The following is a 19004-nucleotide window of genomic DNA, read 5'->3' as shown; positions in this document are numbered from 1 at the left end:
ACCCATTCGTCCAGGTAACAGATCTTTAATCTGTTCCCACTGCTCATCTTTTAATGCATAGCGTTTAGTCATAAAAGTATAATGGGGACAAGGCGGTTTTCCTCAAGCTAATTGATGACACGCCCTAGCAATCGAACAGCAATATATTGAATACTTTAAGACCCAAGGTGAAAAAGACATTTTAGGCCGGGTGATTTCCAATATGAAAGGCACTGCTGAACTTCAGGCATCTCAAGGCGTAGATGCCTGGTTAGGCTATGGTGTGTATTTGCCCGCAGTAGAATATATCTTTGCCCGATATAAGGGTGAAAATGAAGTAGATTTTTATATACGCACCCGCTATCCCCAACAAGTCGTTGCAGCTTACAGCCTTCCGGAACATGACATCGCAACACTGATCGCCGCCGACAAATATAGTCGCATTCATCAGCAACAGGTTCCAGTCAATAGTCCTCTTTGGCCGCTGAATGATACAGGTGACCTGCTTGATCTCAATGCCTATCCTCAGCGCTTAAAAGCCAACATTTAGAAAAAACAGACCTATATGTAAAAAGCCCAATCATATCTGCGATTGGGCTTTTTATATGATAAATGAATGACCTATTAAATTAAAATTACTGGGAACGCTTAAAATCAGCAATATCTAGCTCATGTACCTGACCACGCCAGATCCATTTCAGTTTTGATTCCAGAAAAACATCGCCCTCGAACCAGACAAACAGACCTTCCATCATTTTGGGCCAGTCTTCTCGGCTGATGTCCTGACGCCCGGACATTACGGCAATCATCGCTGCCAGAATCGTGTCATGACTGACTGCCAGACTCAGCCCATACTTATTTTGCGGATGGGTGTTATAAATCAGTTCCAGCACATCCACCACACCATGAATCGGCTGTTTCATCCCCGGCAAGGCATTATTCACAAAACTGTTCACAAAACCGAGAGCGCCCTGCTTGGCAAAATAAGGACCGGCTTTTTGAATATCCAGCACAAAACTGCCCGGCTCGACCAGCAATCCCTGTTCGATAATTTCAATACGATGGGTATTCTGCTCAGGGGTAACCGCATCCGCACCTTCAATCATGAGCGCAGCAGTATCAATACAGCGCTGGATCGGGCTCGAAATACAGTGATGAATTACACGATCTGTCTGATCAGCCAGATAAGCGCCCCATTCCTGTGCCAGATCCCGCCCCTGACCAGTCAATTGCAGGTCATAACCTGCCAGACCTTGACCCGGAACATCTTCACGAACCGAATGGCGTGTGAATAAGGTGACAGGCGTCTGTACATCAGGCAATAAATCAATTGCACTTAACATACTCGGTGGAAGCAGTTTCAGGGACACGTGACAGCCAACTGGATTGGTAATGAGTTAATCATCACTATACCATGCTCAGGATTTTGCTCAATGCTCGGCCTGCATGTCAGCCACCGCCTGTAATGCAATATTTTTCATATTATTATTTTTATAGGCAATAAATCCGCCATTGAGCAAGGTATCGCGATGATTATAAATAAATGGCCGTCCTTTTAAATCGACCAAACCACCACCAATCCGTTCCAGCATACATTGACCAGCACTAGTGTCCCATTCCGAAGTCGGATGAAAACGTGGATAGATATCCACCTGATCTTCCAGCATCATACAAAACTTGTAGGCGCTGCCCGCTTTGAACTCTGTATATTCGGTAAGTTTGGCCAGATGCTGTAAATAGTCGACATATTTCGGTTTCTGCTGGCTACTTTGACTCAGACCGATCGCAATTCTTTGGTCTGTTGGCGCTGCTTCATAGCCAAACCACGTATCTCGCTGAAGGTCATATTTATAAGGTAGCCCCTGCTCTGCACAGAAATAAATCATTTGCTGTTCTGGTACTGCCAATATGGCAAAAGTCGTCAAACTTCCACGAACCAAACTCAAATTGATGGTGAATTCAGGCCGCTGATGCAAAAACTCCTTGGTGCCGTCTAGCGGATCTAATAACCAGAATTCTGGCCATGAACGACGCTCATGTTCTTTTCCTTCTTCTGACAATAAAGGCAAGTCTGAAATATCTGCCAAAGCCTGAGTTAGAAAAGTATTGACCCTCAAGTCTGCCTGAGTTACCGGAGAATTATCATTTTTTTGGATGACATCAAAAGCCGCACCAGAACAATAACGCTGATATTCTTCTCGCAAAATTTCACAGGCTTGTGTCAAAATGGGCACAAACTGCAAAATCATCGGATCTTGTGGTGCTGCTATTGCTTTAAACATAGAAAACCTAAATATGTCAAAATGCTCTGAAAAACCTACCATAATTTTCGATATGGATGGCTAGGATAGCAAGTTATTAATTTAGATATATTTTTTATTTAATATTTAATTTTATAAATATTTATGTACACATTACTGTACACATTCAAAAACATACCTGATTCATTATAAGCAAAAAGCCCTCACTTGGAGGACTTTTCTATAATACCAATTACAGCTGCATGACGTTGACTACAATCTACATACTTTCGTCGATCATCAATCATCACTGGCATCACATCCTTACCCTTACCTGATTCTAATTTTAATAGATTCGGACAAGGTGTTTTCAAATTAGCCGGTATTACCAGATTCGTTGATGAGGCGCACCCCATCATCATCAATACAAGTGTTGATATAAACAGGACGTTCCACGATCTTTTGCACTTCACGTGTGATAACTTCGGTTTTAACGCGCTCAACTTCTTTTGATTCTTCATATTCTTCACCTGCTTCGTTGGCCAGCTTCTGTGCTTTCTTTTCAGCATCGAGATATGGCTTTAGCTTTTTATTGATTTTGTCTTGGCATGTCGTTTCAGCTTTGCGTAAATCACCGGCTAAACGATTGGTATAAAAGAGCTGGCAAAGAATCACGATGCACAGCACAGCGATTATCGTCCAGCGCATGTTAGATAAAATCAGTCTGATAATTAGCATCTAGTTCACTCCCATGCATTTGTTGTAGCGCTCAACTTGTCGGGTCCATACGCCATAGCAATTGTTAGAACGGATACTGCAGTCACGCTTTGCGACATACCTCCATTTCAAAAGTGACTTACATGCCTGAACATAATCACGTGCTTTCAAGTGGCGAAGCATTGACGATCCAGACCAGGCACTTGTGCCGTACTGGTATGTGAAATCCAGATAAAGATCATATTCAGGCTGTGATATTGGAATATTCAGAACCGTTTTATTGAATCGTTGTGCATCTTTATCCATGTGCAGTTTGAGGTATTCAAAAGCCTGTTTGCGGTCAATCGCCGGATCAGTCATTTTAACGCGCACGCCATTTGGGTAGACTGTGGTGCCGTGGCCAATAGTCGGTACATCACCTTTTACCGGAATCACTGGCTTGGATGTATAACCTTCCTTTATAGCTGTGGCTCGCACCTGTTCTTCACTTGGGCCAGTAATCCACATCCCTGCAGCAAGCATCAGAGAAGAACCAAGCACATAATATTTAGTCTTGTTTGACATCGTAATATTTCTCCCATTGCTCTACTTTTAGTTTGTGGATCTCATCAGCTCGTTTGTTTTCCAGTCGCTTGTAGTACCAGTTCACAATGAAGCCAGCCAAAGCAAGTGCGATACCCAGCCATGCCAAAACGTCAATTGATGCAAGGTATGCCACAAAACCAGAAGCGGCCCCGGCATACGTTGTTTTTGATGCAGCTGAAGAAACGGATGCTGCCATCTCAACAACTGCTGATTTCTGATCGGACATGCCGCCCCCAATTTTTGACATTAAAAAACCCTGATCTAATTAAAGATCAGGGTTAGTGGTAGTTTGTTGGGTAAAATTAATTCTTTAATGGATTTCCAAATTCTTGTAAATACTTTTTACCTACAAGCGTAGATCCTTCATAATTTAAATGCCCCTTATCAACATAAAGAGGAATACCACCTAACTCACTGTTACAAATAGTTGCATTGCACATGACTTTAGCAGGATCGATAATCACTAAATTCGGATGCTTACTTTTCAAAATGTTTAAATCTTTATCCCATTTTTTAAAGTGTTTTTTATACTGCTCTATTGAGATATCGCAATCTATTTGAGATTTATACATTTCTTTTCTTAATGAACATGTTTGATCATAATTAGTTAGTTTGGGGCTACCTTTAATAATAATAGGAATTGCTTTTTTAGACTCAATTAGAGTAATCGCATCATCTAAACCTTTTAAGAATACATCACTTGATTTTTGATTCTCATGTGATTTGAAAATGCTATCTTCATAGCTATTTGCATAAGAACCAGCTAAAACAATATATTTAAAATTATTATTTTTTATTAACTTAATAAGTTCATCATTTCTAACCTTAAAATCCCTCACTAAAACCACATTATCTTTTTCATTCTTATATCTATCGATATTTGGCAAGAATATAGTAGAGTCTTTCGCTATATCATAACCACGCAAATTCATATCCTTGGCAAATACATCAATCATTGGTGCAAAATGATTAGCATGAGAATCCCCAATCAGCAATAAATCTACTTCATTTTTATCAGTCCCTAATTTACATTTATCAGAATTAGGTAATTTATCTGAACTGCCATTTATGCACTGTGATCTAATAACATGTGTTTTTGAGTACAAAGCTGTTTCGCGATCTATGACACTATCATTAAATCTTTTAGAAAAACCTTGTGTTTGAAAAGTCAATGTACTTAAAACAACCACGCCAAAAATTGGAAGTAAATAACCTTTCGAGATAATTAACCTAGGCTTGGAATTTTTGAATTTTGAGAAATATTTTTCTACGTATTGATATGTTAGCCATGATAAAAGCACAGTAGTCAAGAATGTCGCAGAACCAACCAGTATGTTTATCTCGATAAAGTAAAAATTAAGAAAAACAATAAGTGGCCAATGCCATAAATATAGTGGATATGAAATTTTTCCAAAAAATACCATTGGACTTGAGCTGAGTATTTTCTGAGATATACCTGCTCGAGCAAAATAAATAATCAAAGCTGTGCCAAGACAAGGATATAAAGCATTCAATCCAGGGAAAATAGTTTTTTCATTAAAAGTAAAAGCTGGTATTAAAATTAAGGCTAAACCCAAAGCCGTTACCATATTAGAAATATTTTCTTTAAAATATCTCACAGGAATGAATGCAAGCAGCACTCCCAATAAAAGCTCAAAAGCACGAAATGGTAATAAGAAGTATGCTGCTGAAGCATTGTTGATAGACATATATTGAGATAATAATAAGCCAAACAATAAAGCTAAAATTATTAGAAATACTCTAAATTTTGGAAAGTACTTAGTTAAAAGTATTAACACTACTGGAAATAAAATATAGAACTGCTCTTCAACACCTAGCGACCAGAGATGCAGCAGAGGTGTAAATTCCGCATTAGCTGAGAAGTATCCTCCTAACTCGCTCCACATAAAAAAATTAGCGGCAAAAAAAGAAGAGTAGACAACACTTTTTATGTACATTACAAGCTGCTGAGGTGCTGCAAGCAAAAACATTGCAAGTGTTGTTGTACTTAAAACCAAAAAATATGCAGGAGCTAAACGCAAAATCCTTTTTTTATAAAAGTTTGTAAATGTGAAATCATTATTCTCAATCTCAGTTTTAATAATGCTCGTAATTAGAAAACCTGAAATAACAAAGAATACATCAACTCCTACAAACCCACCTTTAAATAAGGTAGCTCCCAAATGATTGAGAACAACTAGCAAAACAGCAATTGCTCTCAATCCATCAATTTCAGTCCTATATTTTATATTCATTTTTAAAGTTATATGTTGATTATCAATGATAAGTTATTTTAGCTTATTTGTTATAAGCCATCCAAGACTAGTCGCAGTTAATTCACAACACTCTCCAATACTACTTAATTCTATACTTGATACAGAACCGCCATTAATTGTGTCCGCACCTTGACTCATAATTTGTGCTTTATAAATTGTACTTGTATATAGTATGAAAGAAGTACTCAGCCCTACCATTGTCTGTGCCAAAGGTAATGTTATTACTACATTGCTATTTTGAGCACGAACAATGTGCAAGTCAGCAGCACCATTGATGGTTGTGTCTGCGTTAATATTTACAACTTGTTTTACATCTCTACTGCGCCAGATCCCTGTCGAGACAGTGCCAGTAATTTTTGTAAACTTAACACCCGATTTGTTGATAAATGTCGACCCAATATCACCATAGATTAAAGAACTATTTGCAGTTAATGTTTCGGTTGGTTTCTGGTGGATAACCACGTTTTTAGGTGAACCATTTACCAAGATACCTCGACCACTTGAATTATTTGCCTCGTAAGGCATATTGATTAATACATTCTCAGCAGTGGCATCAACCTGTATGTTACTACTGTGATGTTTTATTAAAGCACTGGTATCTGTATTAAATGTCAAGTTATCTGTATCTGCGCCATCATAAATACCCTCATTAATAGTAACTTCTTTACCCTGTATGAGAAGCCCTCTTCTTGCATTAGCAATTGCAGAGCATTGATTTACTGAAACATGTTTAGCAAACTCACCAATCCAAATTCCGTAATATCCATTTCTCTTTGTTTTTACTGAATTTAAAACGATATTCTGTCCGCAAACTGCTAAGACACCAGCCGTAGCATTTCCCTCAAATACCCCACCATTTACAGTCACACCAGTGACAGAATAATCATTAACCCCACTCTTGTTTATAGTGATGCATAAGCCAGCAGAAACACTGTTGAATGATGCTTCAATGCCATTTATTTCAAAATTTCGACATAAGCCATATTTGCCCATTCCATACCCGGATAAATCTAAATCGTCATCATTCTTAAGCTGCAATCCAGCTCCCCGATTAAAATTATACCTTCCCCCAAAAATTTTTACATTTTCACCACCGGCATACGCATCCAGACCATCCCCAGTTTGTTGGCTACTGCCAACCCCAAGCCAAGATGTGCCATTAAAACAAAAATCCCCCCCATGAATGTCTACATTTCTTACATGCTTAATAAACTTGATTCCATCAAAAAAACTGTATTTTCCAACACAATTGATAATTTTTAATCCGTCTACCAAACCAAGTGCAATACCGTACTCACCACTATTTTTTGCTCTAACATTGTCTAATGTTAGGTTTTTTATAAATTTGCCACCACCATACTGAATGATTTCAACAGAACCACCATAACTTTTGGTACCTGTTAATGCATAAGAAAGGTAAGGTGGAGTAATATAAATTCCGGCCAATTCTCCGATAAATTCAATAATATAATCATTAACTTGCTTTATAACCTGAGTGTTACCAACACCTAATAGAATATTTAATGCTACTTGTAGCTCTGATGCTGTTGCGCTATGTGACAATGAAGTTGTCCAAGCAAGCTGTCCTAATGTTTTTATTGTGGCAAATCCAATTTTCCATGTTCCACCTGTAGCTGTATTAGATACACTAAACTTAAATTTCGCATTGATTGTTGGATCAAAATCATTCACTGCGGATACCACACTCCGATATCCATCAGATTCGACATTTAGAATTTCAATGTCTTCAGCTTCTCCACGAATTTGAATAGGAAAGCCACGTTTTATAGTTGTTCTTGTTTTTTTAAACTTTAAATCTTTTATTTTTAGACCTTTACCGCCATTAATATCAAATACCGCATGTGTTGAATTATGTTCAGTTAAGATCTCAGCTCCTCGGCCATCAATATTACAATCAATATTAATTAAACGAGTTAGAAAAGGTGCCCCTGTTAAAACAAGCGTAGATTTTTTAATTTTAGCCTTAGCTGCCGCTTGTTCTAATGCATCATCATCTGGTGTAACACCATCTAGTTTCGCTCCAAAATCCTGTGGAAAAACGAATCTCTCATTAAATCTTTTCTGATCATCATTTATTTGTTTTTGATTCTTGTTTCCATCAACAACAAAACTTGCATCCCACCCTTTATCAACTGCAATCTGAGCAAGTCGCTGCATGAGATAATTGTAATACTCATCCAGTTGATCTAAAGCCACACCTTGTTTGCGGATTTCTTCCATGAGATAAGCTCGAAGCTCATCATCTCGATCATCCACATAGTTTTTCAATGCATCAATACGTGCACCGAGAATCCAGTCAGCTACCCCCAACTCCTGAAGCTTCCACCAGATCCGATCAAAATCAACATTTACAGTTTGCGGTCGAAATGAATTATTAAAGGACTGGTATTCTGCAGTCCGATTAAATGGTGTATTTCGCTGTATGGTAATTTTTTTACCGGCTGCTGGTGCTGTAGTGAATACCACATTTCCACCAGTTAGGCTCCACGTTGCAATTGGTGGTTCAATATCATCCACTAATACAATTAAATGATCTTTTGATTCACACTGAAACTTTAGTGCGAAGCTGGTTGTAATACCATTTCCAGTGTGTTCGATATACGGCGTTTGTTCTGGAACTGCCATGATCTGCCCCTAATTTTCAAAGTCTAGAGTGGCTTCAACAACACCACCGTTTGTTCTCCAATTAGGGCCTTCATTGACCTCATTTTGTCTGTGTATTTTGCCTACGCGTTCTGGTGAATCAGTCACTGCACCAGCTAAAGAGTCCAGATCATCATCAGGCTGATCCGTAATTGCAGGATTAAACATCCGCATATTTTTATATTGTCTTGAGCTGTTTTCGCCTTCTTCTGGTGTATCAATCACAGATGTATGTACCCAAAGTAAACCTGACATCAATGGGCCTTCCAGTGCCTCAAGAATGCGTTTGTTTTTAGCTCCTGAACTATGCTGCTCTTTTACCCCGCAACGAATACGGCGTGCTTTTAACGCACCTTTTAATGCTGCCGGTGCAAAATTACCAATACCATTAGTCTCAATCGTTAGACTCGGTACATTGAATTGCTCAATCAGGTCACAAAGCTGCCATACCTGACCACCTATGATATTTCCTTGTGCGTCATGAGTGACGACATCACCAGTCAGTGCAACGGATCTATGCCAATACTTGGCACCAAAATCATCATGCAGCACTAATGCAGTTGAGGAAATATCAGATTTCAGCTTTCCAGATGATGGGTCCCATCGCATGGTAATGCCAACAATCTGACGATCACCCAGCATCATGATGTACTGGCCATTGGCACGTCTCAAAACTGGTTCGCAGTCATAAGGAATCATCTTATCCGGATCAAGTCGAACTTCACCAACCGGCTTGGCATGCATCTGATACTGTGAATCCCATTCGTTTAATGTCCGGCATTCTCTACGGCGTTCTCCCATAACCTGCGGCGTAAAGCGTTCAGGCCATAGTGATTCACTGTATAAGTCGATCAGATAGTGTGTTTCCTTTAGAACAATTTTAAAGGTGCTGCCAATCTTATAAACTGCATAATCTTCATCACGTGTGAGCAGCTTGGCGGTATGACTGATCCCACTAAACACATAAACCGGATCGAAGTCAGATAAACACTCGCTGATATTTTCAAAGCGTTTTTCTGTTTCAAACATTTTAAGAATCATGCATTTTGCACCCTGTTTTTGTACTTGCGTATAAAGGGAGTCATGGGTATGCGGTGTACCGACAAATAGCTTTTGCCCACCAGGAATAAGGATGTGCGTCTGCTCGGACAGGCGATAGCGCAGCTTTTCACGCGCTTCAGGTGTACCAATGTTGGCCGGCATTTCCACATCATCGTTTTGAATCTCATGTGCACGTGCACCCGTCACGTTGGACAATACGCCACGCGCATGCAGTGAGCCGTGCCGCACATCTTCCGATCCAGTCACCCACCATTTTTGCAATTCACCACGTTCTTTAAATACGCCAAACAATTGGCACAGCGGATGCTTTTCAATGACTTGCTGAGTACCACGGCTACACTTTGAAGCATCTCCATCAGTTGCGCCCTGGTGCAGAATCAATCGATTGCGATCAATGAATAGCTTCCATGCGTTATAAATATCCAGAATCGTAGATTTACCGTGACCACGTGGCATCATCAATAAGCCAAGTGATCCGTAATCCTCTAAAAAATCACAGACATCTAAATGAAACTCCGGCACTTCCCAATTCATGGCTTCCGCATAAACCAGAAAGAAAGCAGCAAAGCTGACCTTGATCATGTATTAGCTCGGTCGTTGCTTACGTTCTTCCAGTTTTTTGGCCACAGCTTCAAGTAATTTTGCGGCCTGTGCTTCTGGTGATACCTTCCGATCACTTCCGTCGCCAGCTGACAATTCATCATCCAGCAAGACGCGGTTCAGTTTCTCCATGCAGGTCAATGCTTCTTTTGCGCCTTTGTATAGCCACACTTTGTCACCACGGCCTTTCTTATCAAAAACGTCCTGACCATAAGCTTCAGTCATTAGATCGACCGCATCCGTGCCGGCCATCTCCATACAGAGTTTTAACTTCTCTACTGTTTCAGGCTTTAGAAAACGTAACTTCTTTACATCCGACATAAAAAATCCCCCCGTATATAAGCCATATATACAGGGGGTTTGATTGGGCTTAATTGGGTGTCCTACTTACTGCAAGGTAAACGGTGTCTTATTGAATTGTACGATCAAAATCAGGCATCTGAATATCACCTACATCGTCACCCCAGAAGCGTGTCCGGTCATGCTCACGCTCGGCTTTACGCAATAATTTTTCACGGTACCCTGGTGCAATCATGTCCTGCATTTCATCAAAGATCAGGCGATTAGTCGCGGCTTTGGTATACCACAAGTTTTGTGCAGGGATCTTGTTCTTAAGCAAGCGGAATGCTTCATTGGATGCATTGGTGTCCTTGTCATCGTAGTACTGCGTCAGGTTGCCCACAGTCAGACCAAGTACCGCTTTAACATCTGAACCCAATGGACCTACCATAAAGTCCGAAGCACTACGCCCTGAAGTGTCTGTACCCGCAACAAGAATATCACCCAGAATAGATAGGCCACCACCCTGAACCGCTGAACGCGTCCAGAAATTCATAGCCTTTTGCGGATCGTCACTATCCCACATAGTTGAAGGATCGTTACCGTTGGCCAGCTCCTTCAACTGTACAGCCAGTGCGCCCAGTATGGTGGTCATGGCAAATAATGATACCCCATAAGCCGCCTTACCTTTCACACCATCCTGTGCCATGGTACGTGAACCATGGCGCATCAAGAATGCTGCTGGAAAGGATTTAAACTGAAGCATACCTTTTAGAATTTCACCCATGGCTGTACCTTTCTTTTGCCCTGCACTCATCCAAGTACGTTCACGTAATCCGGCTTCAACCACGGCCATTCCCTGTTCATCCAGTAAATGCGCCTGAAACTGTGTGGCTACTTCATCACGGATTTTTTGCGCTAATAATTTTTTCTCTCCATCAATGCTATTTGCAAGGCGATCCATGACATGCTGACGTTTAGCCTGGCGCTCAGCAACCTTTGTCTGGTATTCAATAAACTCTGCATCCAAGGTATTTACACGCTTATCCAGTTCCTTAAACTTCTGCTGAATAGATTTATTGGCACTGCTATCTGCATTGCGCATTTTTGCACGAAGCTCTGTCATTCTTCGCTCAGCATTACCAAGGCGATAACCTAAACTTTCTGCTCTATTCCCATACTGCTTAGCATTGCGTTCAATATTCTTGCGTGTGGATTCTGAAGCTTTATCGGAGTGACGGCCATCTTCAACTTGCTGTAGGAAATCTTGAATTCGACCAGCCTGCTTTTCTGATTGAAGATAACGGTTTATATCTGTCTGAGCAGTTGCAGCCTCCTTCTGCGCATCGATCAAATCAATACGATCCTGAAGTGCTTGTTTTTCAGCCTGTGATTTAGCATCTTTTCGATTGGCATAATCTAGAAGACGTTGTGATAGCTGTCGTTTAACATCATCAACCTTTTGTGATCTGTTGGTCATGCGCTGATCATCTAAAGCGTTACGATCATCTAGTGCTTTAATCTGACTATCAATATCATCCGTCAAAGCTTTAACGTCACCATCCACAGCACTTAAAATCTTATCATCTGGAATTTCATAAATAGAACGTGCTGACATGAGCTGGTTGCCTTTCCGATCCACGACAGGATCAGCCAGGCGCATGACTTCCCATGCCCGTTCATTCAGTCCGGTTTTTTCCATGAGCTCACGATCCATTGCATCCAGATCAGCCCATGCTTTATCACGGGTCAAGGTGCCGTATTTATGCATAAGCATCTTGCTAAAGCCGACTTTTGACGCTGCTGTGAGTGCATTTAGGCCAGATACGCGCATAACCTGTGAAGCAATCCCACTGGATACCCGGGCCAGTTTCTGTGACTTGCCATGTACTGAAGTCAATCCGTCATCAGACCAACGTGCAATAGAGCCGAGCATTTCCTCTGTGGCCAGACCCAAGCTATGCGCCAGCTCCCGATCTTCTTTATTTTTTGGATTTAACTGTGTGAGCAACTCACCGAAGGTTTTGCGGAAGGCAATGCCATGGATCGATGCAGTCTTAGCAATCATGGCCTGATCGGTGACGGATGAAATTGTGGTACCGCCCAGCATAGATGCCACGTTCATAGATCGGTACGCTAAACCCATATTGGCCAGCACTTCGGATTGTGGTGTATTCTGGCCAGAGAACTCGTCAAACATGGTCTGTGCACGTTTACGGCTCTTGCCTGTATCGTTTGCATCAATCCCCTTTTGCCAGTCCTTTTGCTCTGCTGCATCCATCAATATGCGCATGGAATTCTTAGGACTACTGCCCAGATTTTCCACCATAGCAATATCTTTAGATAATCCATTTACGTGCGCCTCGATCAGATCCACAAACGGCATGCCGCCAAACTCAGACTGATATTCCATCCACGATTCAGCATCTTTAAAATGCAGTACCCGGCTTTCAGAATGACGACTGGTAACTTTGGAATTACCCCCAAAGGACTGACGACCAATTTCAGTTTTATTGGCACCGTTGCTGCTCAGTGTGTCGAATGAGTATTCAAGCAGCTCACGGATCTCTTGCTGTGAATAGTACGTGCCATCCTCATGCACATATTTTGAAGTGTCGATTAAGCCTTCTGCTTTTTGCACCCATGCCTGTTTGCCAGCTAATACAATCTTTTCAAGGCTATGCGTCTGCGGTAATCCCCAATCATCCAGCTTGCCAATATCACCGCCGGCACGGTTGAAGCGTTCGCGCATACCTTCAAACACTTCGCCCATCTTATCTGAAATCTTTTTGGCCAATGGGTCGCCAGTGCTGTCATTGAATCGTTCACGGACAATTTTCTGCACCAGTTCTGCATCGGTAAAGACACCTAGAGCACCTTTCACATTGGTATAGAAGTCCACCAGCTCACCACGGTAAATGGCTGCAATCGCGCGGGATTTAGAATCAATCGACTGAACACCCGACATATCACCATGCGGTGCCACCATACGGTCTACCACTTCACTGGCGGTTAAGGTCGGATGATCCAGCAGGGCAAGGTTTTTGTTTTGAGTGAGAATGTCACGTGCGGCAATAGCATGCTTTTGTTTTAATTGCGCCTGAATATCCTGTGCCACAAATTCACCGGCTTTCACCAGTTTTTCAGCATCAGATAGATTGCGCCAGTTATTAATATCCTGTTTGGCCAAGGACTTCATCGCGTCCTTGATCCGGTTTTCAATGTTGGTGGCTTCTTGCTGGTTGAGTGTTGCCTTCCCGAGCGCTTTCGCTACGGCGGCCTTGCATTGGTCTTTCATAATAAAAATGCCCAGATAATTTCCATCATCTGAGCATTAATAAGAATGTGGTTTGTTGGGTAAAACTATTCCCCAAACTGTAAAGCACAACTAATGGCAGTCTGTGCGGCCAAAGTATCTTCTTGTGCCTGACGTGCTTCTGCTTCCAGCTCATCCAGTCGTTCACGTAAAGACATGGTAATTTCTTCCATCTCACCATCCGGTCGCATACGACTGACAGAAATCTGCTGATCCGGATTCTGCATGATGATATCTAAAGCGGCTGATTCTTCTGGCCCATCACCAAACAACGAACCTTGTCGCGGATCGCCCATCCCCTCGATCCGATCAATCTCACTTTGAATATTGTCTGAAATGGCCTTAGCACTGCGCTTATTGGTATCAAATACGTTTAAAAACTGCTTTGCACCATCACTTAAACCGTCCTCGAGGAGCTGACCTTGATTTAAATAATCCGGTACGTTCTGCCCATTGGCTTTCAGATCACTGAGCTTTTGCGCTGCCTGTGCCAGATCCTTGGCCAAAGTGTTTTGATGCCGACCACCTTGTTTCACTAAACTATCAAGCTGTGCCAATTGTGGTGCAGCACGTAACAAGGCATTCAATACAGTCTTGCTGTCATCATCCAGATTCTCAGCCATACGGCCAATCAGTGACGAATCATCATAAGCACGCTGCATGATGGCGGATTCAATACGGCGTTTCCCTTCCTGGCTTAAACGTCCGTCACCGGTAATCACTGTGCCCTGTTCTGACTTTGGCAATGACCCCACAAAACCGCGTACAAAGTCCATAGAGCCATCTAAATTAATTGAGCCATCATTATTGATCTTCAGTAAAGAAGCATCAGGCAGACGATCTGAGTCACTCACGGCACGTTCGGTTGCGGAGTACTGCGCAATGTCCGATTCATTGGCCAGTTTTGCGAATTGCGTACGGTCTGTATCGGTTAAACGTGTCCGGACTAAAACAGGATTATTGATGCCGGCAATATCAATGCCGCGTTCAGATGCGTACTGTTCCAGAAAGGCCCGATATTCTTCAGCACGGCCCGACTCATAAGCTTTTGCAATGGCCAGTGTACGACCGTTGCCAGACTCAACCACATTATCCATGCCGATAATTGGTGCACCATCAGACAGCTTTGGAGATTCACCGAGCAATTCAGGCTTCAGATCATCGGCCATGCGCTCGATCTGCTGGCGTGATGCTTCACGGGTACGGTCACGCGGTTGCAGTTCACCCGGATAAAGCGGATTCACCCCATAGGCCAGATCATTAGATGCAATCAGTTCGTCCAGTGATTTGACCTCATAAGCCATGTCATAGCTACTGCCATCCATGCCGATTGCAGTACTGGTGCCATTGCCACCATATCGAGCGCTTAGACTGTTCCACTTGTTTTGCCATTTACCAATAGCTTGGCCAACGGTCAGACCAGACATGCCATTATTGGCCACAATTGCATCAGCATTCTTTGGATCGTACTTACGAACCACATCAATCAGTTTTGCATTTGGATCTGCTTTTAATACTGCAGACGCTCCACCTGGTCCAAGTAGGTGCCCTAGATAATGCTCATGCGGTTGCAGCTCCCGGCCAATACTTTTCTTGATATGGCTTTCTGCCTGCTTCATGTGCTTGAAGCCGATACGGATCTGCTCATCAATATTGGATCGATCACCGCCGCCCAAGTTACTCCACGACTTATCCAGCACCTGAAACAGACCATGTGCGGATGATGTTGGATTCTTGGCTGTATGGCTGAATGAACCACCTGTTTCAATATGAGCAATGGTTAAAGCTACATTTGGAGGAATCCCGGCCTGTTGTGCTTTACGTGCAATCGTTTTGGCATTGGTTGGTAGAGCCATGGTGTTGTAATTAACAGGCTTCTGCTTGTCCTCACCCTTCACCGGATGCACCACATTCACCGGTCGACCCATGCGAATTGCTTCAACAGAAGCATCCAAGTTTTTAATATGGTTATTGGCTTGAACTGGATTGGCCGGATTCACTGGTGCCAGTGTATTTTCAAACTCCAATTCATTTAAAACCAGTGCTGCCTGCTGCTGTTCTGGTGTGACATCGGGATTATTGAAATACTTGCCAGCACCACGTGCTGCACCAAAAAACAGGGTATTCAGCAAGATATCTGTAGCGACTGACTCGGCTGTGACTTCGTATTTTTTAGCCTGTTTGTCGTAGTCTTCCGATTCTAGGATTGCACCTGATACAGCTTGGCCACCAATCGATAGACCAGATGCACCACCAACTGAAAGCAGACCATCTTTAATCATGCCGCCTGTGCCTTTAAAACCATAGGACATAGGCAAAGCTGTTGATACCGCAGCCACCGCGCCATCAGTCAAAGCAACTTTTAAAGCGGTTTCTTCGTCCACACCTTCCCGGGTTAAGTCACCATAGACATAGTGAGTCTCAGATCCACCGGTAACAGCTGCTGCACCAGCAATACCACCAACAGCGCTACCGACCACCGCACGTGTTGCATAGTCGCCCAGACTGAATGCGATATTGCCAACTGTGCCGGTATTCTCTTTATCTTGCAGATAATCAATGGATTCATAGACCAGATCATCACGCGTCTTTTGCTTAAGCTCCTTGTATGCAGAATACGGCTCGCTAAATTCTTCTTTGCCAACATCATCAAGGGAATATGAAACACGATCCACAACAGCATCAACTGGCGCGGCAATCGCATCACCGACTTTGGCGAAGCCAGCTGCCGCACCACGAAACGGTGCAGCTACTTTAAACAGTGCGCCAGATTCTGCTTTCTGCTCAAGCGGCTTAAACGCCACACCTGGTGTATTCAGCTGATCGACCTGCTTTTGATCATCAGTGGAGTATTCAGATAGCCAGTTACTCATTACTTGGTTGCTCCCTGCATATTGATCCGCCACATCACGCCACCCACTTGTAACGGCGCACCACGTTCATTGATCAGGTCATATTGGATCTCGCCTTTTTTAGATCGCTTGTCAGATCGGCGTAGGCGTAAATCTTCCAGTTCGGCTGTGCTGATACCAGTAGCCTGAGAAATCGCGGCATAGCCTTTGCTGACTTCACTTTCAAAGAGGTCATCATCCATGCCGTAAGGTTTTGATACCTTCCATGTCTTTTGATTGCCGTACTTCATACCCTGTTCATATACGCCACCAGTGGTCAGGCTTAGTGCTGTTTTGGCCAAATCTTTGCTAATGTCTTTATTATCTTTGTGCTGATATCCATTGCGCTCAGATAAATGTGCATAGATTGATTTAAATGCCGAAAAATTCATGTTTGCTGTAGCACCAGAAACAGAATTACCCACGTAATTATTAAATTCTTCTTTGAGTAGTTCATCTGTAGGCATAACCAAAGCTTTGTTTTTTAGTGCCTGAGTACCTGAAATAATTGCTGCTGCTACATCCTCACCATCACGTGAACGATAGTTATTGGCACGTGCTACACCGGCCATAAGGTATGACAGATCACCACCGCCAAGTTGGCCCATAGTTGCAGACCAGATCTTGCTGCCATTCGGTACGCCTTTAGACTGGTTGATTAACTCACCAATAAAATCCAGCTTGTCATTCACAGACTTGGCTTCAAACGCTTGTTTGGCTTCTGGCAGGTCTTCTGCAGCAATCGGTTTCACCACAATGTTTGGGTCTTTAAGCGCCAACTGACTCACGCCGTTATCAATTGCCTTTGCAGCAAATGATTTAGGGCTGCCTTTCAACTCACCAGCATTCAGGCTATGTATTTCTAAACCTGCTTCACGTACCGCCTGATTGGGATTATTTTTTAATGTTTCTGTCTTTTCCTTATGGATTGACTCATACACGCCTAAAATCTTTTCCTCATTCACAGCATCAGTGGTCTTGCTATTCTTGGCACGCGCCTTCTGTTCATTGATACGCTTTAGCTGCTCAGATGTAGACAGGTTAGAAAACTGCTGAAAATTATTGGACTGTGATTTGTAGAAGTTATATTCGGCTTCATGTTCAGTACCGACCACTGCACCGCCTACACTTGCCAGATAATCATCATCTAAAGCACGACCAGTCAGCACCTGAGATTTAAAATCATTCAGAACTTTGCCGGCTAATTGCAGACGCTTATTTTCCTCAACTTCAACCTGTTTATTGATTGCATCGATCCGGCTCAGCGCCTGAGCTTTTTTCTGCTGCAGTGTTGGGCCATCGGTAAAACCAAAACCACCGTTATCCATTTCGGTAATGAGTTGCTGCAGGCTGGCTGTGTCCTTGTTTTCAACCGCCGAAGTAATACGCCCATCAATATCTTGCAGGTCACGTGTGCCTTGGTATTTATAAATGAGTGCCTGTTTCTGTGCTTCTGGTATGTTCAAGCTCTGAATGTTGGATTTGACGTATTCAGCCCCAGCTTCACGATCCATACGTGTACCGATCTCAAGATAACGATCAGCAAGTACAGTGCCTTTCTTGGAGTCTGCGCTTAATTGCAATGGCAGGAATGCAGTGGCATTACGGCTCACATTGCTGGACCAGTGCTGACTTAATGCTTGGTGAGCATGCCCGGGCAGCTCACCTTCCATATCTTTGAAGCGCTTTTCAGACCATTGCTGCAATGTTTTATTGGCTACATCAGCATTCATTGCGCCGTTGGCCACATCGTTTTTAAGCAATGTAACCTGCTCTGATAGTTCGGTCGTCAGCACATCATCTAGCTTAACTTTAGCTTCTTTCTCTGCCAGATCATTGTGATAAAGCTCTGCGCGTTTGGCAGATACATCGGCTTCATCGGATTTTCGTCTGCGTTCATCCATGATGCCGTCGATTGTCTTACCAATACTTCCGAGTCCGGTCATCGGCGTATGCTGCTGCATCACTGGTCGAGACACATCCCGACCTTGAGATTTTGGAATTAACGCCATTATTTCCATCCTCCTGTTGATGCTGCACCCATAAAGTCAGAGGCGGCTTGCATTGCATAATTGTTACGTTGCATTTTGCCCTGCATGCGAACCTGTTTAGCCTGATAACCTGCATCTGAAATATTGAGTGATGCGTTATAGGCTGCATCAGAAATATGCTCGTCCTGAAGCATTGCTGCTGCACCTAAGTCAACATTCACACCATTTTCCGCAGCCTGTGCACGCGCCGTTGAAGCATTGCTTTTGCCTTGCCGCTTCATCTTTTCGGCTTCTGCACGTGCGACTGAGTTGATAGTTTTGGCATTACCTTTGGACACAGCATCTGCCATTTGAGCATTTGCCATGTTTTGAACGCCTTGCATGATTCCGCCTGGATTGCACAT

At 42.8% G+C, this 19004-nt stretch carries 14 protein-coding genes; 1 reads left to right on the top strand and 13 read right to left on the bottom strand.

The window, feature by feature from the left end; translation table 11 throughout:
- Window positions 1–202 precede the first annotated feature (202 nt).
- Window positions 203–529, top strand: a complete 327-nt coding sequence (locus tag FTU44_RS09700; RefSeq protein ID WP_257222417.1) for a hypothetical protein — start codon at window positions 203–205, stop codon at window positions 527–529.
- Between the two features lie 85 nt (window positions 530–614).
- On the opposite strand, the gene FTU44_RS09695 is transcribed toward FTU44_RS09700, so the two are convergent.
- The 13 genes from FTU44_RS09695 to FTU44_RS09635 all read right to left on the bottom strand — a co-directional run bounded on the left by FTU44_RS09695 (window position 615) and on the right by FTU44_RS09635 (window position 19004).
- Window positions 615–1349, bottom strand: a complete 735-nt coding sequence (locus tag FTU44_RS09695; protein WP_034608526.1) for a phosphoglycerate mutase family protein — start codon at window positions 1347–1349, stop codon at window positions 615–617.
- 60 nt (window positions 1350–1409) lie between these two features.
- Entirely contained in the window at window positions 1410–2261 is an 852-nt protein-coding gene (locus FTU44_RS09690; RefSeq protein ID WP_100355033.1) for a 3'(2'),5'-bisphosphate nucleotidase CysQ, read from the bottom strand.
- Window positions 2262–2594: 333 nt separating this feature from the next.
- Window positions 2595–2957, bottom strand: a complete 363-nt coding sequence (locus FTU44_RS09685; protein ID WP_180050380.1) for a hypothetical protein — start codon at window positions 2955–2957, stop codon at window positions 2595–2597.
- On the bottom strand, window positions 2958–3500 hold the full coding sequence (locus FTU44_RS09680) for a glycoside hydrolase family protein (protein ID WP_180050377.1): 543 nt from the start codon (window positions 3498–3500) through the stop codon (window positions 2958–2960).
- Window positions 3484–3768 carry a holin gene (locus FTU44_RS09675; RefSeq protein WP_257226466.1) on the bottom strand — a complete coding sequence of 95 codons (285 nt, stop codon included), beginning with the start codon at window positions 3766–3768 and terminating at the stop codon, window positions 3484–3486. Before FTU44_RS09675 ends, FTU44_RS09680 begins: the two co-directional genes overlap by 17 nt.
- Window positions 3769–3823: 55 nt before the next feature.
- Window positions 3824–5776, bottom strand: a complete 1953-nt coding sequence (locus FTU44_RS09670; protein ID WP_180050374.1) for an acyltransferase family protein — start codon at window positions 5774–5776, stop codon at window positions 3824–3826.
- A gap of 33 nt (window positions 5777–5809) precedes the next feature.
- A complete protein-coding gene (locus FTU44_RS09665; protein WP_180050371.1) occupies window positions 5810–8443 on the bottom strand; it encodes a hypothetical protein in 2634 nt (877 codons plus the stop codon).
- 9 nt (window positions 8444–8452) lie between these two features.
- Window positions 8453–10105 (bottom strand): phage terminase large subunit, encoded by a 1653-nt coding sequence (gene terL, locus FTU44_RS09660; protein ID WP_180050369.1) that lies wholly within the window; start codon window positions 10103–10105, stop codon window positions 8453–8455.
- Window positions 10106–10108: 3 nt separating this feature from the next.
- Window positions 10109–10444: a hypothetical protein gene (locus tag FTU44_RS09655; RefSeq protein WP_180050366.1), complete on the bottom strand. Its 336-nt coding sequence runs from the start codon at window positions 10442–10444 to the stop codon at window positions 10109–10111.
- A gap of 88 nt (window positions 10445–10532) precedes the next feature.
- Window positions 10533–13700, bottom strand: a complete 3168-nt coding sequence (locus tag FTU44_RS09650) for a hypothetical protein (RefSeq protein WP_180050363.1) — start codon at window positions 13698–13700, stop codon at window positions 10533–10535.
- A gap of 65 nt (window positions 13701–13765) precedes the next feature.
- Window positions 13766–16591: a lytic transglycosylase domain-containing protein gene (locus FTU44_RS09645; RefSeq protein ID WP_180050360.1), complete on the bottom strand. Its 2826-nt coding sequence runs from the start codon at window positions 16589–16591 to the stop codon at window positions 13766–13768.
- Window positions 16591–18621, bottom strand: a complete 2031-nt coding sequence (locus FTU44_RS09640; protein WP_180050357.1) for a methyl-coenzyme M reductase — start codon at window positions 18619–18621, stop codon at window positions 16591–16593. The genes FTU44_RS09645 and FTU44_RS09640 overlap by 1 nt, the downstream gene beginning before the upstream one ends.
- Window positions 18621–19004, bottom strand: a complete 384-nt coding sequence (locus FTU44_RS09635) for a hypothetical protein (protein ID WP_159515825.1) — start codon at window positions 19002–19004, stop codon at window positions 18621–18623. The genes FTU44_RS09640 and FTU44_RS09635 overlap by 1 nt, the downstream gene beginning before the upstream one ends.

The organism is Acinetobacter sp. YH12105 (assembly GCF_013419095.1).
In the GTDB taxonomy this organism is placed as follows: Bacteria; Pseudomonadota; Gammaproteobacteria; order Pseudomonadales; family Moraxellaceae; genus Acinetobacter; species Acinetobacter pseudolwoffii.
Note: the sequence above shows the minus strand (reverse complement) of the source record. Positions and strands in the feature narration are given on the sequence as shown.

Excerpts from the sequence above, each read along its gene's own strand:
- FTU44_RS09700 (WP_257222417.1), top strand. The coding sequence starts at position 203 with ATGAAAGGCACTGCTGAACTTCAGGCATCTCAAGGCGTAGATGCCTGG.
- FTU44_RS09690 (WP_100355033.1), bottom strand. The coding sequence starts at position 2,261 with ATGTTTAAAGCAATAGCAGCACCACAAGATCCGATGATTTTGCAGTTT.
- FTU44_RS09685 (WP_180050380.1), bottom strand. The coding sequence starts at position 2,957 with ATGCTAATTATCAGACTGATTTTATCTAACATGCGCTGGACGATAATC.
- FTU44_RS09680 (WP_180050377.1), bottom strand. The coding sequence starts at position 3,500 with ATGTCAAACAAGACTAAATATTATGTGCTTGGTTCTTCTCTGATGCTT.
- FTU44_RS09675 (WP_257226466.1), bottom strand. The coding sequence starts at position 3,768 with ATGTCAAAAATTGGGGGCGGCATGTCCGATCAGAAATCAGCAGTTGTT.
- FTU44_RS09670 (WP_180050374.1), bottom strand. The coding sequence starts at position 5,776 with ATGAATATAAAATATAGGACTGAAATTGATGGATTGAGAGCAATTGCT.
- FTU44_RS09665 (WP_180050371.1), bottom strand. The coding sequence starts at position 8,443 with ATGGCAGTTCCAGAACAAACGCCGTATATCGAACACACTGGAAATGGT.
- terL (WP_180050369.1), bottom strand. The coding sequence starts at position 10,105 with ATGATCAAGGTCAGCTTTGCTGCTTTCTTTCTGGTTTATGCGGAAGCC.
- FTU44_RS09655 (WP_180050366.1), bottom strand. The coding sequence starts at position 10,444 with ATGTCGGATGTAAAGAAGTTACGTTTTCTAAAGCCTGAAACAGTAGAG.
- FTU44_RS09650 (WP_180050363.1), bottom strand. The coding sequence starts at position 13,700 with ATGAAAGACCAATGCAAGGCCGCCGTAGCGAAAGCGCTCGGGAAGGCA.
- FTU44_RS09645 (WP_180050360.1), bottom strand. The coding sequence starts at position 16,591 with ATGAGTAACTGGCTATCTGAATACTCCACTGATGATCAAAAGCAGGTC.
- FTU44_RS09640 (WP_180050357.1), bottom strand. The coding sequence starts at position 18,621 with ATGGCGTTAATTCCAAAATCTCAAGGTCGGGATGTGTCTCGACCAGTG.
- FTU44_RS09635 (WP_159515825.1), bottom strand. The coding sequence starts at position 19,004 with ATGTGCAATCCAGGCGGAATCATGCAAGGCGTTCAAAACATGGCAAAT.